General features: G+C 53.0%; 18 protein-coding genes. 10 read left to right on the top strand and 8 right to left on the bottom strand.

Translation table 11 applies throughout. The features are described 5' to 3' along the window. Nucleotides 1-64: 64 nt before the first annotated feature. From Q8W32_RS13560 to Q8W32_RS13555, 3 genes are all read right to left on the bottom strand, one after another. Nucleotides 65-316, bottom strand: a complete 252-nt coding sequence (locus Q8W32_RS13560) for a TauD/TfdA family dioxygenase (protein WP_305415373.1) — start codon at nt 314-316, stop codon at nt 65-67. Nucleotides 317-523: 207 nt separating this feature from the next. Continuing rightward, nucleotides 524-703, bottom strand: a complete 180-nt coding sequence (locus Q8W32_RS16650; protein ID WP_370693691.1) for a TauD/TfdA family dioxygenase — start codon at nt 701-703, stop codon at nt 524-526. A gap of 568 nt (nt 704-1,271) precedes the next feature. Then, complete coding sequence (locus Q8W32_RS13555; protein ID WP_305415372.1) at nt 1,272-2,339, bottom strand: YeiH family protein; 1,068 nt, start codon at nt 2,337-2,339, stop codon at nt 1,272-1,274. 331 nt (nt 2,340-2,670) lie between these two features. Between Q8W32_RS13555 and Q8W32_RS13550 the strand changes: the two genes are divergently transcribed. After that, nucleotides 2,671-3,708, top strand: coding sequence for an NADP(H)-dependent aldo-keto reductase (locus Q8W32_RS13550; RefSeq protein ID WP_305415371.1), 1,038 nt, complete (start codon nt 2,671-2,673; stop codon nt 3,706-3,708). Between the two features lie 85 nt (nt 3,709-3,793). Here Q8W32_RS13550 and Q8W32_RS13545 read toward each other — a convergent pair whose 3' ends face one another. Then, nucleotides 3,794-5,155 carry an MATE family efflux transporter gene (locus Q8W32_RS13545; protein ID WP_305415370.1) on the bottom strand — a complete coding sequence of 454 codons (1,362 nt, stop codon included), beginning with the start codon at nt 5,153-5,155 and terminating at the stop codon, nt 3,794-3,796. A gap of 277 nt (nt 5,156-5,432) precedes the next feature. Between Q8W32_RS13545 and Q8W32_RS13540 the strand changes: the two genes are divergently transcribed. The 3 genes from Q8W32_RS13540 (at nt 5,433) to Q8W32_RS13530 (ending at nt 9,786) form a co-directional block, all read left to right on the top strand. Next, nucleotides 5,433-6,008 carry an elongation factor P hydroxylase gene (locus Q8W32_RS13540; protein ID WP_303431924.1) on the top strand — a complete coding sequence of 192 codons (576 nt, stop codon included), beginning with the start codon at nt 5,433-5,435 and terminating at the stop codon, nt 6,006-6,008. A 12-nt stretch (nt 6,009-6,020) separates the two neighbouring features. Continuing rightward, entirely contained in the window at nt 6,021-7,445 is a 1,425-nt protein-coding gene (gene rhlB, locus Q8W32_RS13535; protein ID WP_305415369.1) for an ATP-dependent RNA helicase RhlB, read from the top strand. 199 nt (nt 7,446-7,644) lie between these two features. Beyond that, on the top strand, nt 7,645-9,786 hold the full coding sequence (locus tag Q8W32_RS13530; protein WP_305415368.1) for a capsular polysaccharide biosynthesis protein: 2,142 nt from the start codon (nt 7,645-7,647) through the stop codon (nt 9,784-9,786). A 45-nt stretch (nt 9,787-9,831) separates the two neighbouring features. Here Q8W32_RS13530 and Q8W32_RS13525 read toward each other — a convergent pair whose 3' ends face one another. After that, a complete protein-coding gene (locus tag Q8W32_RS13525) occupies nt 9,832-12,261 on the bottom strand; it encodes a fatty acid cis/trans isomerase (protein ID WP_305415367.1) in 2,430 nt (809 codons plus the stop codon). Between the two features lie 73 nt (nt 12,262-12,334). Then, nucleotides 12,335-13,579, bottom strand: coding sequence for an MFS transporter (locus Q8W32_RS13520; RefSeq protein ID WP_303431928.1), 1,245 nt, complete (start codon nt 13,577-13,579; stop codon nt 12,335-12,337). A gap of 184 nt (nt 13,580-13,763) precedes the next feature. Here Q8W32_RS13520 and Q8W32_RS13515 point away from each other — a divergent pair, with 184 nt between their 5' ends. Further along, nucleotides 13,764-14,654, top strand: coding sequence for a LysR family transcriptional regulator (locus Q8W32_RS13515; protein WP_305415366.1), 891 nt, complete (start codon nt 13,764-13,766; stop codon nt 14,652-14,654). Between the two features lie 93 nt (nt 14,655-14,747). Here the strand turns inward: Q8W32_RS13515 and Q8W32_RS13510 are convergent, their stop codons facing one another. Continuing rightward, the gene (locus Q8W32_RS13510) at nt 14,748-16,211 is read right to left on the bottom strand and encodes a leucyl aminopeptidase (RefSeq protein WP_305415365.1); all 1,464 of its coding nucleotides are present in this window, start codon (nt 16,209-16,211) and stop codon (nt 14,748-14,750) included. 211 nt (nt 16,212-16,422) lie between these two features. Here Q8W32_RS13510 and lptF point away from each other — a divergent pair, with 211 nt between their 5' ends. Further along, the gene (lptF, locus tag Q8W32_RS13505) at nt 16,423-17,493 is read left to right on the top strand and encodes an LPS export ABC transporter permease LptF (protein ID WP_303431931.1); all 1,071 of its coding nucleotides are present in this window, start codon (nt 16,423-16,425) and stop codon (nt 17,491-17,493) included. Then, on the top strand, nt 17,490-18,554 hold the full coding sequence (lptG, locus tag Q8W32_RS13500; protein ID WP_305415364.1) for an LPS export ABC transporter permease LptG: 1,065 nt from the start codon (nt 17,490-17,492) through the stop codon (nt 18,552-18,554). Before lptF ends, lptG begins: the two co-directional genes overlap by 4 nt. A gap of 19 nt (nt 18,555-18,573) precedes the next feature. On the opposite strand, the gene Q8W32_RS13495 is transcribed toward lptG, so the two are convergent. Beyond that, nucleotides 18,574-19,023 carry an RDD family protein gene (locus Q8W32_RS13495; RefSeq protein WP_303431933.1) on the bottom strand — a complete coding sequence of 150 codons (450 nt, stop codon included), beginning with the start codon at nt 19,021-19,023 and terminating at the stop codon, nt 18,574-18,576. Nucleotides 19,024-19,260: 237 nt separating this feature from the next. On the opposite strand from Q8W32_RS13495, the gene pdxH reads away from it, so the two are divergent. The 3 genes from pdxH (at nt 19,261) to Q8W32_RS13480 (ending at nt 21,693) form a co-directional block, all read left to right on the top strand. After that, nucleotides 19,261-19,899, top strand: coding sequence for a pyridoxamine 5'-phosphate oxidase (gene pdxH / locus Q8W32_RS13490; RefSeq protein ID WP_305415363.1), 639 nt, complete (start codon nt 19,261-19,263; stop codon nt 19,897-19,899). A 430-nt stretch (nt 19,900-20,329) separates the two neighbouring features. Then, nucleotides 20,330-21,376 (top strand): YHYH protein, encoded by a 1,047-nt coding sequence (locus tag Q8W32_RS13485; RefSeq protein ID WP_305415362.1) that lies wholly within the window; start codon nt 20,330-20,332, stop codon nt 21,374-21,376. Further along, entirely contained in the window at nt 21,373-21,693 is a 321-nt protein-coding gene (locus tag Q8W32_RS13480) for a hypothetical protein (protein ID WP_305415361.1), read from the top strand. The genes Q8W32_RS13485 and Q8W32_RS13480 overlap by 4 nt, the downstream gene beginning before the upstream one ends. The last annotated feature ends 121 nt before the right edge of the window (nt 21,694-21,814 follow it).

Here is a 21,814-nt window from a genome sequence, read left to right as displayed (position 1 = left end):
GTGGTTAACGTTATATTTTTGCTATTGAAGCGGGATTGCAAATATTGTAAAAACGCTTGCAATCTCACATGTTGACTAATAATCGAACATATTTTTGTGCGAGCATGCGCAAGCGGCTCTTGAATTCGGAACGATCAACATAGCAGCCATGCAAATGACGGCGGCCAATATTTTCTTCAAACTGATTACGCCCATGCAAAATGCGGCGCTTGTCAAATACAACTGTGTCTCTGGCCTGGAGTTTTAATTCGATTTTAAAGCACTTATCCCGGAGGCTGGCTATGAAATGACGATATGCAAGATAATATTCTTTCATGATATGGCAGGAAGATCAAAAGTGTCAGCAAGGCGGGTATTGTATTCGATTTCGATAATATTTCCAAAAGTGTTCGGATTGATGACCGAATGATGCTGGCGGATGTCATGTTCATTGTTGTGGAAACGGAATGGAATCACTTGTTCACACAGCAATCTGAAATGCTCCGGTCGTTACTTTCTCCGCTCTTCAGCAACCCGAAGACTATCAAAAAAAAGTGGATTCAGCCCCCTGGGACTCGTTGGCCAGACAGTGCAAAAACTGGTATCCGGGCGGTATTTCCTGATTGGCAAGGCCGGTATGCAAGGGCAGAGCAATAGCGGTGTAAGCCAGGTTGACAGGAGTAACTGTGGTGGTGGATTTTGCTGTATCTGACCTGTTTTTGATAATGGTTAAATCATATTGATCAAGAATGATTATCCATTGTAAAGAGCGCCGTCTTCTTTTATAAAGTCATTATAATCAGAGTGGGGAATATTATATAAAAATTGTTGTTCCCGTTAATGTAGCTGTTTTTGCAATGTGTTGCTTTTTTGTTGGAATAACAATGTTCATACCGCCAGGAGAAGGAGGGATAACACTCATGCTGGTTTGTATCCCGCAGTGTTTTCAGGATACTTCTGATTTGGCTTATATTGGCCGGACGAATATTGTCGCACACACTTTTAACAGATCAAATGAGCGCTCTCCGGTGTCCAGATGAAATGCTGTTGAGCAGTTGTCCCCCAGCCATAAATAATGAAATTCAGACTCTGTGCCATCTCCCCAAGTGATCATCAGCGAGTCCAGATGCTCCTTGATATTCAGTTAGTTGCGGAGCAAATGGATGTGTTTTGTGACCGGCAACGCCAGCCGTATAATTTTCGCGACGATCCATCAATCCGGAAATAGTAGAATTGATGGATCGTGTTTTTAAAGGATCATTGTTTGGGGTCATGCTGCTATCAAGCAAGGCTCAGATCAGCGCCAGGTTCTGGCTAATACTAAACAGGATGGCACCACCAAAAACCAGCACCAGCCATAAACAAACCGCCAGAATAATCGGTTTGAAACCGGCATTAACCAGATGCTTCCAGCGGATATTCAGCCCCAGAGCAGACATTGCCAGCGCCAAAAACAGCATCGATGCCTGAGTGGCTATATGACGCGCCTGTTGTAACCACTCGTTGCCCACAACATAAGGCAGCAAGGTATTCAGCACGACCACGGCGACAAAGTAGAGGATAAATCCGGGTACGGTGATTTTGTGTCTGGCCGGTTGACCTTGAGTGGCTGGATTATTCTGTGTGTTTTTTTTCTGTAACCAGAGCGCCAATAATAATAAGACTGGAGCCAGCATCAATACGCGCAGTAATTTTACAATCACGGCGTTGTGTTGGGTTGCGGCATTCATGGCTTCTGTTGCCGCCATGGTTTGAGCGACTTCATGAATGGTGCTACCGATATAAACCCCGGCCACTGCATTGGTGAGTCCAAACCAGTGTTGTATTTGCGGATAAAGCAGCACACTCAGAGTGCCAAACAGGGCCACGGCGGTCACGGCCAGACCGGTAGATTGCTGCTGTTGCTGCTGGCTTTCGCCATCATGGAGGTATTTTCCGAGCACCGGCACGGTTGCCAGAATGGCAGCAGCTCCGCAGACCGCGCTGCCTATGGCCAGCAATACAGCCAGAGAGAGCGGCAGCTTGAGAATTTTAAGTCCCAGCCAGATACCCAGCGGCAGTATGACGCTGATCGTGATGATGTCAGCAATCACGGCTTGCCAGCCGACAGCGGCCAGGTCGGCGAGGCTGAGCTGAAAGCCAAACAACACAATACCGGCTTGCAGCAGTGTTTTTTGTGCTATCCGGTGGACGGATTCCGCACTATCGATAGCGCGCAGCCGTTCCGTCAAGGGCAGTGCCGCCAGTCCCATACCAATCAGGATACTGATCGGCAGCGCGCCGATCCCCAACCCTTGCACCACATTGAAGCCGGCGATTTCACCAGCCGTGACTGCGATCAGTGTAATCAGGACAGCCATTAATATGGCCGCCAGGGGCTTGTTGATCCCCGTCTGCTGGACGGTCTCTTTGTTGTACAGCTCCACAAACATCACCCTATCAACTAGATATATCTATTTGTAATAAGCTTATTCTTTATTTTTTATTCGGATAAATTACTTAATTCCATAACTGTATCCGGAAAATCCGAAAAGCAATGGCGCATCACTCCACTGTCAGGCCTGGGCAGTGGTGCCCGTTGTCACCTTTGATGGTTTGCCGATGTAATAACCCACTGACAGCATGAGTCTGTTCCAGGCCCAAGTAAGCGGCGGGAGCCGTTATACTGGGCCTCATTTTGAGGAGGATTTCATGTTTACACGCAAGCTTGGCAATACAGATCTTGATGTCACCCGGTTGTGTCTTGGCACCATGACCTGGGGGGAGCAAAACACGGAAGCAGAAGCACATGCCCAGATGGACTGTGCTGTGGCTGCCGGCATCAACTTTTTTGATACCGCAGAAATGTATCCGGTACCGCCAAAAGGGGAGACACAAGGCCGGACCGAACAATATATCGGTAGTTGGTTTGCCCGCTCCGGCAAGCGCGAGCAGGTGATTCTGGCGACCAAGATCGCCGGGCCGGGGGACTGGATGACCCATATTCGCAATGGCCCGCAGCTGACCCCTGAACATGTGAATGCGGCCATTGATACCAGCCTGCAGCGTTTACAAACCGACTACGTCGATCTGTATCAGGTGCACTGGCCCGCCCGCAGTACCAACTTTTTTGGCAAGCTGGGCTATGTACACGATCACGACGAAGAAACCACGGCACTGGAAGAGACTCTGGAAGCTCTGGTTGGTCTGATCCGGCAGGGTAAAATTCGCCATTATGGCCTGTCGAATGAAACCGCCTGGGGCACCATGAAGGTGATCCAGATTGCTGATCAGCATGGCTGGCCGCGTCCGGTATCGGTACAAAACCCTTATAATCTGCTGAACCGCAGTTATGAGATTGGCATGGCGGAAGTGTCCATGCGTGAAAACGTCGGCTTGCTGGCTTATTCACCCATGGCGTTTGGTGTGTTGAGCGGAAAATACCTGAATGGTGCCATGCCGGAAAATGCCCGTATTACCTTGTTTGAACGTTTCTCCCGCTATCAGGGTGCCCAGGCTGAAGAAGCCGTACGTCAATATGCCGAAGTGGCTGCGGATATTGGATTGTCACCGGCGGTATTGGCGCTGGCCTTTGTAACCCAGCAGGATTTTGTAACCTCGAATATTATTGGCGCAACGACCTTGCCACAGCTGGAAGAAAATATCGCCAGTGCGGATGTCGTGCTGGATGCCGAGACCATTGAACGTATTGAGGGAATTCACAAGGTGATTTCCAACCCCTGTCCCTGAGCTGAGCGGACTCTGCCGGGATGGAGTAAGCGGAAGGGGATCAGGCCGGTCAGCGGCAGCATGCCGATGACCGGGTCAAAGCGGCTCAGAGAGCCGCTGGTCTTAATCGGGATACCCGTTTCAGCCTGAGTGATAACGCCAGTGCCGCCGCAGATAAACCAATAACCAGGCCAGTCCAGAAACCCGGTGCTCCTGCCGGAGCGATATTCAGCAAGGGGATGCCGTGAAAAGCCAGACCGTAACCACAGCCCAGGCCAACCAGCCAATACGTGACAAAGGTAATCAGCATCACCACAAAGGTATCCTGATAGCCACGCAAGGCACCTGCTGCCGCGACTTGAGTGGCATCAGACAGTTGGAATACCGCAGCGTATACCAGTAATACCGAACCAATGGCGACCACTTCCGGATCGGGGGAATACCAACCGGCAATGGTTTCTGATAGCAGAATAATCAAGGTGGCATTAAACAAGGCAATGGCCAGGTTCAGCCGCACCCCCAGCCAGGCGGTCTGTCGGGCCAGCAAGGTATCTCCGCTGCCGAGATAGTGGCCAACACGCACAGTGAGCGCCATGCCTAAACTCAGCGGTATCATAAAGGTGATGGATGACATGTTCAGAGCCACCTGATGCCCGGCGACCACCACCGGGCCAAGATCGGTGAGGAACAGCGCAATAGCGGTAAACAGGCTGACTTCAAAAAAGATCGCAATGCCGATCGGTACCCCAATCCGCAAGATATTACGCACATGATGCCAGGCCGGGGAGTTCATCAGATCCAGCAGGGATGCCTCTTTACCGAGGCGGTATTTGCGGGTGTTGATGGCCATGGCTATCGCCATACAGACAAAAATCAGACTGCTGCCAATACCACAGCCGACACTGCCCATCTCTGGAAAACCCAGCCAGCCATACACAAACACCGCATTCACTGGCACGTTGGCAATCAGCCCGGAGAGCATGATCCAGGTAACATGGGTGGCCTGGCTCAAGGCTTCAGCATAAAAGCGGAAGGCCAGAAAAACACCGACGGCCGGAAAACCTATCGAGATAGCGACCAGGTAACGGGTTGCCAATGCGGCAGTGACCGTGTCATCGATCAATAGTGGCAACATATCCGCGGCAAAATAGAGCAACAGACCGATCAGACTGCCAGCAATCGCCCCCAGCCAGACCGATGATGCCAGCAGGCTGGATAGCTGTTGGTGTTGTTTGGAAGCGTTAAGGCCGGATACCAATGGCGATAATGCCACCAGAATCCCGGCCAGAAACAGCCAGACCGGCAACCATAAACTGGTACCAATCGCCACTGCCGCCAAATCCCGGGTACTGACATAGCCCGACATCAGGGTATCGACCGTTCCCATACCGATCTGGGCCATCTGGGTTGCCATAATGGGCAAGGTAAGTTTAAACAGGGCGCGGGTTTCGCGATTGACAAACGACATGGGGCAGGTAGCTCTGAACAGAAGTAAAAGGAATGGCCAGGATCGCGGCATTTTCCCCGAATACGGCGGCTTTGCAAGGCTGCTGGCGTATTTGCGCATACGGGAAAGTAACCACTCGCTGCCAGCGTTTGTCCCTGGCCGTGCGGCAGCCTCAGAAAGCCTCAGAAAGGTGCGCCAGGGAGGTCGATTGAGGGGTGTTTAAAGGGATTTCGTGGTTTATACCCTCTGAACAAGGTGGATTACTGCTATAATACAAACTGTTTGATTTTGGTTAACGATGTTGGTTATGCCCACCGGTTCTTCTGACACGCTGAAAACAGCGGACTTGATCCAGCTGTTTGATGACTTGTTCTTCTCTGCCCAAAACACCCGTCTGATTGCTGGCGATAGCGAGCCTGTCTACTTGCCATCTGATAGTGAATACGCTTACGACAGAATTATGTTTGCCCATGGTTTTTATGCTTCTGCCCTGCATGAAATCAGTCATTGGTGTATTGCGGGCGCTCAGCGTCGCCGCCTGGTTGATTTTGGTTATTGGTACGAACCCGATGGCCGCAGTGCCGCGCAGCAACGTGAATTTGAGCAGGTAGAAATCAAGCCCCAGGCGGTCGAATGGTTATTGTCGGAAGCGTGTGGGCGGCGTTTTTATATCAGCACGGATAACCTCGATGGAGACCCGGTTGAAGTGGCCGCCGGGCGTAAGGCATTTGCCCTGGCGGTATGGCAGCAAGCCTGCCATTACTATCACCACGGCTTGCCAGAACGTGCGGAAGTATTAAAAAACGCGCTACTGGACTATTATCAGCGCCACGAAATATTTTCAGCCGACCTTTTTGTGCTGGAACGACTCTGACTGGAGACACTTTTGTTCAAGAAAATCATCAAGGCGGTGGCTGGCAAAAAGCAAGCCGACACCGGCACCTCTTCCCATACGGCTGCAACAGCGCCATCACGGGCAGTCAAACCTTCTACCAACAACTCCAAGGCTGCTCCGGCCCACGACAAACACCAGCGGGCCGACCAACCTCACGGAAGCCGTAGCGACAGTCAGAGTAATAAAAAACACGCCACCAGCAAAACCAAACAAGGTCATACACCTAAAGCGCCCGTTGCACCCTGGGATCCTGCGAGCTTCAAGGTTGAGCCAATGGAAGGTAAAACCCGGTTCCATGATCTGGATTTACCCGACTCAGTCATGCATGCCATTTACGATCTGGGTTTTGAATACTGCACTCCGATTCAGGCCGAGAGTCTGCCGGCGTCATTACGTGGCCGCGATACCATTGGCCAGGCACAAACCGGTACCGGTAAATCGGCGGCTTTTTTGCTGACGATTCTGAACCGCTTGCTGACCATTATTCCGGAAGAACGTTACGCCAGTGAACCGCGGGCTCTGATTGTCGCTCCAACCCGTGAACTGGCGATGCAGATCGGCAAGGATGCAGAAGGGCTGGCAAAGCACAGTGGCCTGAATGTTGTCACCGTGATGGGGGGGATGGATTACGAACTGCAACGTCGCCAGTTACGTGATGACGTGGTGGATATTCTGGTAGCAACCCCCGGTCGTCTGATTGACTTTATGCGCAGCCAGGACGTGTTTCTGGATCAGGTCGAAGTGTTGGTGCTGGACGAAGCCGATCGTATGCTGGATATGGGCTTTATCCCGGATGTCCGTCGTATTGTGCGGGCAACCCCGACCAAAGATCATCGCCAGACGCTGCTGTTTTCTGCCACATTCAATTTTGATGTCCGCATCCTGATTGACCAGTGGACTCGTGATCCGTTGCAAGTCGAAATTGAACCGGAACAAGTGGCGACCGACCGGGTTGACCAGAGTTTCTATCTGGTGGCGGAAAGCGACAAGTTCGGGTTGCTGGAACGTTTTCTGAAAGAAGAAAACCCGGAACGCTGTATCATCTTTGCCAACCGTCGTGATCACACCCGTAACCTGTGTGAAAAGCTGCTTAAACGTGGTTTCAAGGCGGGTTTGTTGTCCGGTGAGGTCAACCAGCAAAAACGTTTGAAAACACTGGAACGTTTCCGGGAAGGCCAGCTGGCTATTCTGGTTGCGACCGATGTGGCTGGCCGGGGAATTCACGTTGACGGCGTTTCTCATGTGTTTAACTACACCTTGCCGGAAGACTCGGAAGACTACGTTCACCGTATCGGCCGTACAGGCCGTGCCGGAGCCAAAGGTATTTCCATCAGTCTGGTGTCTGAAGACGATGCTTTTGCCTTGCCAGACCTGGAAAAATATCTGGGTGCCAAGCTGCCGTTAAAACAGATATAAATGTGGCTGTCCCCAGGCTTGTAACACCACAACAGGACGCCAATGGCGTCCTTTTTTATACGGTGGCCATACGCAACAGCCTTTGATACGGCCGTTTGATTACGATGGTTGTTTTTAGTGATCGTTGCTGTGACGTGCCGTGGTTTTTACGCGTTACCACCACCCATTGTTGTTATTGTTTGCCATTGCAAGGATACCCATGGCGCATCGTCCTGCTGTTGATTCTGCTGCTTGTTCTTCTGCCTCCGCCACTGCGGCTTCCAGACCTCGTGCTGCTTCCAGCTCTCGGGCACTGCTGGCGAACCCGATTGTACGGGCATTCTGGCAAGTGTCGGGCAGCACCGGGGCGGCTCAGACTGAGGTATTGGGCTGGGGACGTAAACGCTCTGGCCGTAAGGCACAACAGCAAGGTGAGCGTCAGCAGCGCCCCTGGTGGTTGCTTGAAGATGGCTTTGTACGCTCGTTAGGCCGAGAAGATCCAGCCTTGTCGCTGGTACAGGATAATCTGGGTATTTATTACGACGCGACTGGCCCGTCACGACTGGAACAGCTGATTCCCCAACCGCTGACGGATACCCAGCAACGGCGTAGTCGCCAGCTGATCCAGCGCTGGCAACAGGCCGGAGTATCAAAATACAACGCCGCCCCAGATTACCGTGGTGAATTGCCAGCTTCCTTTGTGCTGGTGGTGGATCAGGTCGCCGGTGATGCGTCTATTTCATTTGGTCTGGCCAGTGCTGCCTCGTTTACACAGATGCTGGATGCCGCCCTGAGCGAAAACCCGGAAGCCACGGTGGTGCTTAAAGTACATCCGGATGCCTTCACGCGGGCGCGGGTCGGACACTTTGACCTGGCTACATTGCAGCAGGATGCCCGGGTGCAACTGGTGGCGGAAAACTGTCATCCCGAACGGCTGTTAGCGAATGCTGACAAGGTGTATACGGTGACTTCGCAAATGGGTTTTGAAGCCTTGCTGTGGGGCAAGCCGGTACGGTGTTTCGGGATGCCATTTTACGCTGGCTGGGGTCTGACCCGGGATGAACTCAATGTCCCTGAACGCCGCCGCTCTGCCTGCCAAGCCTTGTCGGCAGAGGAAGCACACCCGTCGTTAACCGGGACGGCTGGAATCACGCCTGGGGTCACGCTGGAGCAGCTGGTACACGCCACGCTGGTGGAGTACAGCCGCTACTGGGACCCTGAGCAGGGTACCGAAACCAGTATTGAAGACACCCTGGATTACCTGTCGGCCCAGCGCCAGCAATGGTTGCGCAGTCATCAGCTGGGGCCGGTGTATGCGTTGGGCTTCTCGCGCTGGAAAAAACCGATTTTACGGGCGTTTTTGTACGGTACCGACGTGACCTTTTGCAAGGATGCCAGTCTGATACCGGCGCAAGCGACGGTTGCCTTATGGGGAGTACGCCCACTGCCACCGGTGCTGCAAACACCCGAGCGGCAGCCGGGGCGGGTGGTACGGATCGAGGATGGCTTTTTAAGGTCATCCGGGTTGGGGGCTGACCTGATTCGGCCGCTGTCCTGGGTGCTGGATGATGTTGGCATGTACTACGACGCGTCGAGGCCTTCGCGACTGGAGCAGATGCTGGCCCAGGACGAGTGGTCAGCCGCTGATTGTGTCCAGGCCCGGCAGCTGCGAAAGACCATTGTTGCCAACCGTATTTCCAAATACAACCTGACCGGGCAAGACTGGCAACCGGCGTGTCGATCCTGCTCTGGCCAGCCGCGCCGGGTGGTCCTGGTACCGGGCCAGGTGGAGTCTGATGCCTCAATCCGTATGGGAGCCGGGAGTATCAAGACCAATCAGGGGTTATTACAGGCAGCACGTGCTGCGGAACCGGACGCCTGGCTGGTGTATAAACCACACCCGGATGTGGTATCCGGATTACGCAGCAGTGATCGTCCCGTGAGTGAATATCAGGCCTGGTGTGATGAATTGGTGCTGGCTGGCGATTCCTCTCAGATGCTGGAACATGTTGATGCGGTTCATACCATGACATCATTGCTGGGGTTTGAGGCGTTGCTGCGTGGTAAGGAAGTTATCTGTCATGGCATGCCGTTTTATGCGGGCTGGGGACTGACCCGGGATATGTTGGTATGTCCACGACGGGGGCGTCAACGCTCCCTCGATGAGTTGGTGGCGGCTACCCTGATACGCTATCCCGGCTATGTGAGTGCCAGTACTGGCCGCTTCAGCAGCCCACAACGGGTAGTGGCAGAATTGCAGCGCTGGAAAGCGTCAGGGCCGTCGGTGATGCCACTCTGGCGACGGGCGTTACGGGTGGTGCTGCGTTTGTGGGTGTCATCGGGATTGCGAAAGAACGCCTGACCCGGCGGCTGTCGGGTCTGGCAGAACGGGAAACCACCGTATGGCTCAGCGATTTTCCAGTCGATTATAATCCAGGATACCGGCCCGGATCGGCCATTGCTGCTGATACAGCTGGCCAATGGCATCGCTGACCGCCCAGAATGTCGGGTTACTGCGACGTACTCCAAAGCGGTCGAGCAGGGCACTGTAATCATCCGCTGCCTGCATGTCAGCGATCTGTTTTACCAGTTCAGGCAAGGCTGATTCTTCGACGCTGAACAAGACGTTGGGGTAGTCGCCCACGGCACCACGGGCCAGGGTCAGGGTGTCTTCTGCAGGCCGTAAAGCGCTTTCTTCCGCCAGTAAACTGGAAATATTGGCATGGGCACGGTTATGCACCAGGCTGATCAGTTCCACTGGCTGCTGTTGGCGGGTGATCAATACCAGACTGAGTTCCGGTAACAGGTGCAAGCCTTTGCCTTGCAATTTTTCCAGGCCGTTCAGGGTGGTGATGGCTGAATCCGACAGTGGCCCGGATGACAGGTGATAGCTCTGGTTCAAGACCGGTGACAGTCTGTCGGCCAGTAAACGGTACAGCTCGGTTTTGGGCTGGTTGGTCTGATAGTCGATGGTGCTGTCGGCATCGAAGCGGATCAGGTCACTGAAGATATAATCCTTGATCGTGGTGCTGGTATCGCGATACCAGTGGCGACGTACTGTCTCACGCTCTTGCTGTGGCAATAGCAGCAGAAAGTTCATTTCCCCTTCCATCCGCAAAAAATCCATATACAGCCGGGTGACCAGCTGATGCCCAACATTGCCGTACACATCAAATCCGGCAACCAATAGATAATGGATACGTTCCAGTAATGGGTAATCAATCAACCAGGCGGTCTTGGGCGGCTGGCCCAGCAGTCCCTGTACCACGGTGGCGTTATCAAAGTGGCGCATTACTGTCAGGGCTGCATTGGGGTTATTGATGCCAGCCTGTTGGTCGCCATCCCATACCAGTTGTGTATCCAGCAAGATATTGTTGTCTTGCATTTCCTGGCGCATAAACCGGGACTTGGCACTGAGGTATTCTTTTTGCTGGTCGGAAAAGGAAATCCAGGAACTGATAGGCAAGCTGTTGCTGCTGTTCTTGGCGGGTAAATCGAGATGATGCGCCTGGCTCTTGAGAAAATCGGAAGCATCGCTGTCGTAGTGGCGGTCGGGGGTGACGAAGAACACCCAGAACTGCTCGTTAATAACGTTCACTGCCACCTGACCATGGCAAACCGGCCCCTTGATAAAGGCCATGATGGTTTCCAGCGAGTGTTCCAGTAAAAAGCGATAGCGGCTATCCGTCGGAATATCCTGAAAAGTGATAAAGGGATTGGACGCTTGTTTTTCATTATATCCGGGTAAGGACTCGACGGTGTAAGACGGTTGGTAAAACAGCTTATGCCAAGTGTCCCAGCGAGCCTCATTCAGGCGGAAAGGGATATGGGTTTTGGCGACTTTGGATTCCTGGTCAACCACCAGGCGGTAATAGGGTGTGGCGACGCCAGGGTCATCATAAGGTCGGCGGGTGGCGATAATATCCACAGGTTCGCCCGGGGCGGTCCGGGAGCGCACCAGATGAAAACGGGTACTGCTGTCATCACCCAGATACAGGCTGTAAAGATAAATATGTTCATAAATATAGCGGTTGATCAGTGATTGCCGCTTGTAGTCGTCGCTATCCGGGTCACCATGGGCATTGAAGCGTTGTTCCCACTGCTGCAGCTGGTGTTGCAGATTGCCATTCAAGGGGGTTGGACGTGGTAGCAGGCCACCCCGTTGAATCCACTCGGCCAGGGTTTTGTACTCACTGTCGGACAAGGCGGGTAAACCGTAGGGCATGCCCCAGTCTGGGTACTGGCTGGCAAAATCAGAGTATTGCTCGGCGGTTGGACACTGTTGATCCCGTGACAGCTTGAAGTCGTAACTGTCGGGTAATACAGCCTGATCGGGAGCTGGCTGCGCCTGGCGCAAGGCAAGGGCGCGGAACAGTACACTGGCATGAAGATTGGCGTCGCTGGTATTACGCCGTTCATTCAATACCGGCTGGAAGCCTTTCTCGCGCCATTCTGCGGTGCTTTGAGCATCCAGATACAAGCGTTTTGGGGCCGTTGCCAACAGGCGTGTGCCATCGTAAACCGGCTCTGGGTGAAGACCTCGGTCAATACCCAGAGGGGAGGTCAATTTCAGCTGGCACGGCGCGTCATAACAGGCGTGACAGTGAACACAGCGTTGTTCCAGTATTGGCTCGACGTGCTGGTGGTAGTGTCGGCCTTCGTAGCTGTCGGCATCGACCCAGCGGGTTTTGGGCGCTGACTCGCCAAACACATCATCAAATTGTTGGCTGGCGAATACCGCGCAGCCTGTACTCGCGGTGACGATTACCCATAACAACAGCTTGAGGGTCAATCGGGTACGTGCGGAGGCTGACCGATTGGCCGTTCGAATTGTCATAGGCGCTCTGTGGGATTCGATAGGAGAGTAATTCTGATCATATCGAATCTTGTTGTCAGAGTCAGCGAATGACTTATGACACGGACTGGCCATCCGGCTGCAGCGGAGTCCCCGGATTGACCGCTGGCTGACGGGCTTGTTGCTGGTTGTGCAAGTACTTCAGGCGAGCAGCCAGTGACAGAGTGACAGCCAGAATCAACCAGGAGCCAAGGACAACACCCAACCAGTATTGCCACTGCCAGAACTGGTTGAGGTACACCCCGCCGGTGCTGGCACCGAGGTAATAACACACCAGATACAGCGAGCTGGCGCTGGCCTTGGCGTGTTTGACGGTACGACCAACCCAGGCGCTGGCGCTGGAATGGGCAAAGAAGAAACCAAAGGCATTCACCAGAAACCCGAAAATAATCGTCGGCAGCGATGGATACAGGGTAATCAGGCTGCCGACCATCAGCAGGCCACTGCCGACCATCATGCAGTTAGGCTGGCCGTAGCGGCGGCTGAACTTGCCAGACAGCATCGAACCCCAGGTACCACTCAGGTAAGTCAGGAACAACATACCCAGAAACTGCGGTGACAGCTGGTAGGGATCGTCTTCCAGTACAAAGGTAATAAAACTGTACTGGTTGATAAAAACAAAGAAGTTCAGGCCTCCAAACAGAAAGGCGGGCAGCAGCAGCGGATTACGCAGATGCGACACGATATCCCGTCCCATGGATGGCAAGTTGAACGGCCGGGGGGTAAACCGGCGCGGTGGAGGTAATAACCAGGCAACCAGCATCCAGGTACACAAGCCAACCAGACCCACAAGCAGAAAGGCGTTACCCCAGCCCAGGTGTTCACCGGCAAAACCACCCATCAGGCGACCACCAATGCCCCCCAACGAGTTGGCCGCGATATATAAGCCAATGGCAGACATCAAGGCATCAGCCTCAAATTCATCGGCCATGTAGGCCACGGCAATGGCCGGCAAACCGCCCAGAAACAGCCCTTGCAAGCCACGTAACCAGAGTAACTGCTCAAAGGTCGTGACCTGGCTGATCACCAGTGTGGTGGCGGCGACACCGCACATGCTGCCAATAATCAGCCCTTTGCGGCCGATCACATCGGATAGTGGCCCATAGATCAATAACGACAATCCCAGTGTCAGCGTCGACAGCGTCAGGGTGTAACTTGCTTGCAGCGGTGTAACGGCAAATTCTGTCGCCAGCATTGGCAGCAATGGCTGGGTCACATACAGGTTGGAAAACACCATAAAGGAGCCAAGGCACAAGGCGATGGTGATTCGCCACCAGGCGGCGGTACCATTTTTGATCATGAGGGGTCTCGCTATAAGAAGAAGCAGAACAGCAAAACCACTATAAAAGGTTGTATCGCATCATAAAAATATATGTTTGATATGAATTAAATCAAAAATTGTTATGAGTTGAGCCGGTGACGATTTATAACAACGGAAAAATGATGACTTTGAATCAGAGTAGAAGCAGAAAGGAGAAGGGTCCATGGACTATAAGGCGCTGAGTTATTTTTATGAAGTGGCACGGCAGCAGAGCTTCACCCGGGCTGCGAACCGGCTGCAGGTGGCTCAACCTGCTGTCAGTATGGCAATCAAGCGTCTGGAGCAGCAATTACAGCTGACCCTGTTTCACCGCCACGAGCGCCAGATATCGTTAACCGATGAAGGTGAGTGTTTGTTCGCCCAGGCCCAGCGTATCGTACAGATGATGTCTGATGCCGACCTGGAAATGGCAGAACTGCGAGGACTGGAACAGGGAGCGGTACAGTTAGGTACGCCGAGCATGCTGGGTTCTTATCATTTTCCTCCAATTATCATGGCGTTCCGGCATCGTTATCCGAACCTGACGTTTTCTGTTTACGAAGGTGGTGCCTGGCAGTTGCAGCAAATGCTGGAAAAAGGGGAGCTGGATCTGGCGGTGATCGAAGCGGAAGAAATCCCCGACAGCATCGAAGCCCGTACCTTGATGCGTGAAGAAATGCGCGTTGTGGTGGCCAAGGATCATCCGTTTGCCAGTCGCACCGCAATCACTCCGGCGGAATTCCTGCAAGAAGATCTGGTGCTGTTTCGTAAAGGATACTTTCACCGCAAGGTGATTGACCGCCTGGCCGAAGAGTCGGCTATTCAGCCGCGGATTAATTTTGAAACCAACCTGTTGCCGCTGATTCGCTCTATCGTCAAACAGGGGTTTGGTATTTCGACGTTGTTACGGATGGCCACGGAAGATGATCCGGAGTTGGTGACGCTGTCGTTTGATCCGCCCATTGTGCTCGATCTGTGTCTGGCCTGGCGTAAGGATGGTTATCTGTCAAAAGCCAATCAGGCCTTTGTGGATTTTGTGCTGGATAATAGTCCGGCGTCGGGACATGCAGAATAGTTTTGCTGGCGATATATCGGGGGTGTCTGGGCAGGCCGGTATTTGAGCAGGCCGGGAGTGCCCACCGTGAGGTGCACTCCCGGAACTGAATATTTATTTATTCAGCAAGTAGTTTACCAGCAGGCTGACCGGGCGACCGGTAGCGCCCTTGGCTTTACCACCAACCCAGGCGGTGCCAGCAATATCCAGATGCGCCCAAGGGGTGCCTTCCGTAAAGCGTGACAGGAAACAGGCGGCGGTGGTTGCGCCAGCGAGCGGGCCACCAATATTGGCGATGTCGGCAAAGTTGGAGTCGATCAGATCCTGATATTCTTCCTCCAGCGGCAAACGCCAGATCTTGTCGTTGCTGTACTGTGCCGCGGCTTGCAGCTGCTCGGCCATGGCTTCATCTGTGGTGAACAGGCCGGAGTTGACCTCGCCCAGAGCGGCCATACAAGCACCGGTGAGGGTGGCGATATCAACGATGGAAGCGGGCTGATAATTGTCGATACCGTAGGTCAGGGCATCACACAGCACCAGCCGTCCTTCGGCGTCGGTGTTGAGAATTTCGATGGTTTTACCGGACAGGCTGGTGACGACATCGCCGGGCTTGCTGGCGTTACCGGCAGGCATGTTTTCTGCGCTGGTCACGATAGCCAGTACGTTGACCTTGGGTTTGAGGGTCAGAATGGCTTTCATGGTGCCAAGCACAGAGGCTGCGCCGCACATATCGTATTTCATCTCGTCCATTTTCTGGCCAGGTTTCAGGCTGATGCCACCGGTATCAAAGGTAATGCCCTTGCCCAGAATCATGTGCGGTGCTGCGGTTGGGTCGTCGGCACCCCGGTATTGCATAACGATGATTTTGCCCGGCTCGGTGGAGCCTTTGGAAACCGAGACAAATGCACCGGCGCCCATTTCTGCCAGTTGGTCTTCATCCAGAATGGTGGTTTCGAGCGCCTGGTCCTGGGTCAGGGTGACGGCATTTTCAGCCAGCCAGGTTGGTGTGCAGATATTCGGTGGCATATTGGCCAGTTCTTTGGCAAAGCTGATCCCCGTGCCAATGGCTGCCCCTTTACTGAAAGCTGCTGAAACATCGTCACCAAGCCAAATCAGGGTGTCGGGTGATTTTGCTTCGGCGTCGCTGCTGCTTTTGGTGGCGGTGAAACGGTATTGCGCGGCGGCATAGGCGATTGCGGTCTGTTCCGCCAGCCAGGCTTCGGTCAGTACGTCGGTTGTCAGTGACGTCAGTGCCAGAGCAATATCGCCGCCGATGCGGTTCGTGGTATTGGCAATGGCTGCCAGAACTTTTTGGGCACTGGCGGGTTTCAGTGTTTCTTTACCAGTACCAACCAATAATACGCGGCTGGCCGTAATGCCGGAAACTGCAGGTAGCAGCAGTGTTTCTGCCAGTTTGCCGGAGATATCGCCCTGTTCAAAACGCTGGCTGATAAAGCCCTGGCTGGCTTCGTCAAGTTGCAAGGCTGTGTCAGACAGCTTGCCTGACTGGTCGAGAGTGACCACAATACAGCTCGCCTGGGTCTCGGTGGCAGTTTGTTGGGATACCTGATAAATCATGTCAGCTCCTGGCGGAAACATTGAGTGGCGAACGATGGCCGGGTTGATTCGCAGCGTGTCGTTCTGAATGGTTAGTCACTCTATAATGTGACGTCATATTCCTGAAATACAAGTGCGGCGCGGATAACAATACATTTTGCTGTCGTTGCAGAGCACCCTGTCTCTGGGTATGGTGCGCGGCTTTGCCGCGGTTCAATCAAGGTCTAGTCTTTTGATCATATTTCGTTATCTGGCCAGGGAACTGGCTGGTTCGTTGTTTGCAGTGACCATCGTGTTATTGATGATTCTGATGAGTGGTCGGCTGATTCGTCAGCTGGCGGCCGCTGCAGCCGGTGAAGTCTCGCTGGATATTGTGTTTTTCACACTGCTATTACGCCTGCCATCGTTTCTCGAAATGATTTTACCGCTGGCACTGTTTATCTCAATTTTACTGACTTACGGTCGTCTGTACGCTGAAAGCGAAATGACGGTGCTAACGGCAACCGGCTTTTCAAGCAACCGGTTATTGGCGTACACCGCGGCACCGGCGTTTGTCTTGATGCTGGTGGTGGGCAGTTTCAGCCTGTATCTCAGCCCAAGCGGTGCTGAAAAGATGGAAAGCCTGTATGAAAAACAGGCGCAGCTGACGGAGTTTGAGTTACTGGCCCCTGGTCGCTTCCAGAGTATGAAAGGTGGCAGTCGGGTGACGTATGCGGAGTCGTTGTCGGATGATAAAACCGAGATGAACCGGGTATTTATTACCGATGGCAACAGCCTGCTGCTGGCACAAAAAGGTACCCAGTATGTCAGTGACGAAACCGGCTCCCGTTATCTGGAATTACACGATGGCAAACGTTACGACTGGACACCAGGCAGCCTGGCGTTCGAGGCGCTGGATTTTGAACTGTATGGCGTCAAGATTGCGGAAGAGCTGGAAGAACGGCGCCAGTTACGTAAAGAGGCGGTGCCAACCCTGGCACTGTTTGGTTCCGACGACCCCAAACACCAGGCCCAGCTGCAGTGGCGTATCTCGATGGTTCTGATGGTGCCTATCATGACCTTGCTGGCGGTGCCTTTGTCGCGGGTGAATCCTCGTCAGGGCCGGTTTGCCCGGCTATTTCCGGCCATTGTGCTGTTTATGGTGTACATCTCCTTGTTGATTGCCATGAAGGGCATGCTGGAAAAAGGCCAGCTGAACCCAAACATCGGGTTGTGGAGTTTGCATCTGGTGTATCTGATGATCGCTCTGGGGTTACTGCTGGTGCCTGAATGGATGCGCCGCTGGCGGGTGAGGTCATTATGAATCGTATCGATCGTTATGTTGCCCACAATGTGCTGATGGCAACCCTGATTGTGGCTCTGGTCATTGTGGGTCTGGACGCTATTTTTACGCTGGTGGATGAACTGGATCAGCTGAAAGGTGAATACCAGTTTGCCGATGCACTGCAATTTATGGGTATTCGCTTGCCGCGGCGCCTGTATGAATATATGCCGATGGCCTGTCTGATTGGTTGCCTCGCTGGTCTTGGTGGCATGGCGGCCAACAGTGAGCTGACGGTGATGCGGGCAGCCGGTGTATCTGTGGGGCGTATTGCCCTGGCGGTCATCAAGCCGATGATGTTGCTGATGGTGCTGAATATGGCGCTGGCTGAATATGCGATTCCGGTGCTGGAGCGGATTGCGCAATCACAAAAGGCGGTGGCGCAAGGAAAGGGCGATTTGCTCTCAAACAAGGGCAAGGGCTATTGGCACCGGGAAGGCAATACTTTTATGCGCTTTACGGCGGTTGAACCCAATGGCGTGTTACATGGCATCACTCTGTTTGATTTTGACGATGACAGTAACCTGCAGCGTATCCGTTCCGCCGAGCGGGCGATTTATCAGCGTTCCAGCTGGCAAATGCAAACCGTGGTCGATATGACCATCAGCGCTACCGAAACCCGTCAATTACAACTGGACAGCATGGACTGGCAAACTGAGCTGACGCCACAAAGCCTCAGTGTGGTAATGATCGAGCCTCGGGATATGTCGATATCCAATCTGTTCAGTTATACCCGTTATCTGGAAAAGCAGGGCCTGAATGCCGATAACTATCTGTTGTCATTCTGGCGCAAGGTCACTCAGCCGCTGGGGACTCTGGCACTGGTGGTACTGGGGATTTCCTTTATCTTCGGGCCGCTGCGAGCGGTCACACCCGGTTATCGGATTTTTTCCGGCATTCTGGTTGGGTTGATGTACAAATACGCGGAAGAATTATTGGCACCTGCCAGTATTGTGTTCGGGTTTGAACCTGTGTGGGCCAGTGTGGTGCCAATCGCCGGCTGCATGGGAGTGGGGCTGCTGCTGCTGCGTCGCACCGGATAAACCGATGCTGTTGTTCCGCTTATTTCCCTGTTTTCGGGATAAACACAATACGGGTCAGCGAGGCCATGTCATGCCAGCTGCGGCCGCGGGTATCGAGCAGTGACCAGAAAAATCCCAGTCCGAACACTGCCAGCGAGAAAAACCCAATGCCTGTGCGTAACATGCAGTGGGACAACTTGACGGGCTTGGCATCTTCAGTAATCAGTTTGAGGCGCCAGGCTTTCATGCCAATACTCTGGCCACCACGGCGCCAGGATGAGCTGAAATAAAAGAAACTGATACAGAACATTACCGACAGGTTGACCGAGGCAGGAAAAGCCCCGGGCGGTTGTCCATCGTTGGCAGCGGTCGCAATACCTACCAGCACAAAACCAGTCACAATATAGAGCGCCAGCAATACCAGGCCATCATAGGACAGGGCTGCCAGGCGGCGTATCAGGGATGCAGTCGGGTAGTTCTGGTCTGACATGATGGTGCTCTTTGGGTTGGCTGGGTGTGAGTCGAAGTGAGAGGTCAGTACGTATTCTCAGCTGACCGGCAAAACCGGGCAAGAATGGTAGCAGATTTGTCCAGAGCTGGCTTTGATGGCGACACGTCAATGCAGAGTGGTTGCCAGGGTGACACACTGCTACTGACGGTACATCTGACAAATAGTAACGGTCACGTTAAAAGTGCCGGTTTGAATCATTATCGGAGTAAATAGAATATGGTTGATCTCAGTGACATTCGCAAGGAATACACGCAAGGACGACTCGACGAGTCCAAAGTGGCTGAGCACCCGGTGACGCAATTTCACGCCTGGTTTGAGCACTACCGTGCCACCGTGCCGGAAGAGCCGACGGTGATGACGGTCGCCAGTGTGGATGCGCAAGGTCAGCCCTGGCAACGCATCCTGTTGCTCAAGTCTTACGATGATGACGGCTTTGTTTTTTTTACCAATTATGAAAGTAACAAGGGCCGCCAGTTTTCCCATAACCCACGAGCCAGCCTGCATTTTTTCTGGATGACGGTGGAACGTCAGGTGCAGGTGCAGGGAGAGGTCGTGCCAATGAGTCGGGAAGAAGCACAAGCCTATTTCCACTCCCGTCCACGTGAAAGCCAGTTGGGTGCCTGGGCATCGCAACAGAGCCAACCGTTGGCCAGCCGCTCCGAACTGGAAACCCGCTTTGCCCAGTTAAGTGTGGAATACCAGGACAAGGAAATTCCGTTACCAGATTACTGGGGTGGTTATCGGTTACAGCCTTCACGCATGGAATTCTGGCAAGGTGGCGAGCACCGTTTGCACGACCGGGTGGAGTACGTGCTGCAACAGGGGGGCTGGAAAATCCAGCGACTGAACCCTTGATTCCCTCAGCAGAGCTGCATAAAAGCGGCTCTGTTTGCCGCTTTTATATCCGGCTGATATCGGCCGGTATCTTTTTTAATGCCACAACCAATGCCTGGTCATCATAGGTAGCGGACTATTCATTGATAAGGCGTTAACCTGCTTTATGGTGCAATTGTCGGTTTGAATATGACGCATTAGTATCTGATGTCGATGATATAAAGATCGATCATGTTATTTTTTTGTTTTCTGTAATTCGATGATTTCCCCGGTGTTCTGATTCAGGTTTCTTGTGCGGATTACTGGCATTGTCTACTTTTCTGATGGTGTGTTCAGCTTTACCTTGAAGTGTCAGGAGTCTGTATATTCAAGTGTGGTTATTACAGGGATGACATAGGATGCACTTTCTTGAGACTGGCATTTCAGCGCATTATTTCGAAAGAGGGAATCCATGAAAACCGAATATATTATCCCGCTGTTGTTTTCCGGCACGTTGGCCTTGGCGGGCTGTGGCAGCAGTGACGACAGTGAGGTCGTTGATACCACCGACGATTCTGACAGCTCTGTTGATATCGAAGATGATGATGTTGTCGACGTTGACACTTCTTATTTTGATCTGGCCTCTCTGGACTCGATCGAAGTGGTTGAATGTACTCTGTCCAACAACGAGAGCAGTACCTGTTATCAGATAACGGTAAAAGGTTTTCCGGCAGATCGTAGTGAAATCGGGCCATTTTGTCCGGAAGTGATCACAGCAACAGCAGAAGATGCCGGGAAATGGTTTGACGATGGCGTGCTGTATGATTTGACCGGTGAATTTATTGCCAATCTGGATGAATTTTATAATGACAATAACTGGCTGCTATATGACGAAGAGAGTGGTGAAGTCAATATAACCGATACGCAGACTTCGTGCGAGGCAGCAGCCGTTGTGGATGTTGCTGAGGAATACCATAACTACTGCGTCCAGTGTGATCTGGATTATTACAGTGATGTTGAAGGTGAAGGTATTTATAGCACATATCTGATCCCTACCACGCCGGTCGTTCGGGATAGCGCAGGCGATATCGACGGTGAAAACGTTGGTGTAGCGTTTAATGGCGTTAATCTGGCCGCTGCTGCACCTGCTGAAGTTATTCTCAGTGCGTACACCATTGCCGCATTCGACGACTGCGTGGGTCATGTGAATCCGGTTGCGGGCTATCACTATCACGGCGCCAATCATGGCGATGGCGACTGCCCGGCGATTGCTTTTGAAAGTGATGGCCATGGCGGTGCCTTTGCCTATGCGATGGACGGCTTTGTGATCTACAGTATGCTGGATGAAGAGGGCAACGAAGCCACTGATCTCGATGAGTGCCGTGGCCATACCGATGACGTGCGAGGTTACCATTACCATTCTGCCGGGCCGGGTGAAAATGCCTTTATAGGCTGCTTTACCGGAGAGACAGCCAGCGCCGATGATGATAACGAAATGGATGAGAGGCCTGGCCGATGAACAGATGGCATTCTAACGTATGTTACCTGGCCGGGCTGATACTGGTGCTCTCTGTTTTACCTGTGGCTGCGCACGAAGGGCATGGGGATGAACTGCCCTGGGAAGCCTGTCAGGCGTTGGAAAAAAGCGCTCAATGTGCTTATACCAACAGCCATGGCGATGTGTACCGGGGAACCTGCAGAGTGTTTAGTGGTGGACTGATGTGTGTGAGAAACCAGCCAATTATCCATGGTGAGGTGCAACAGACGGATAGCCATAAGGATTATGATGCCTTGCATCAGGGGGCCAGCGAGTCAGGCACAAGTGAAGGCTTGTAGGCCGGGAGCCGGGAGAGAGCTGGAGGCATAAAAAAGGCCCGTCAGTATTAAGCTGACAGGCCTTTGTAATTAGTGGTAGCTATGGACGGACTTGAACCATCGACCCCAGCATTATGAAAAA

The organism is Oceanobacter sp. 3_MG-2023 (assembly GCF_030688925.1).
Lineage (GTDB): Bacteria > Pseudomonadota > Gammaproteobacteria > Pseudomonadales > Oceanobacteraceae > Oceanobacter.
The sequence above is the reverse complement of the archived record's forward strand: the minus strand, read 5'-3'. Positions and strand labels throughout refer to the sequence as shown.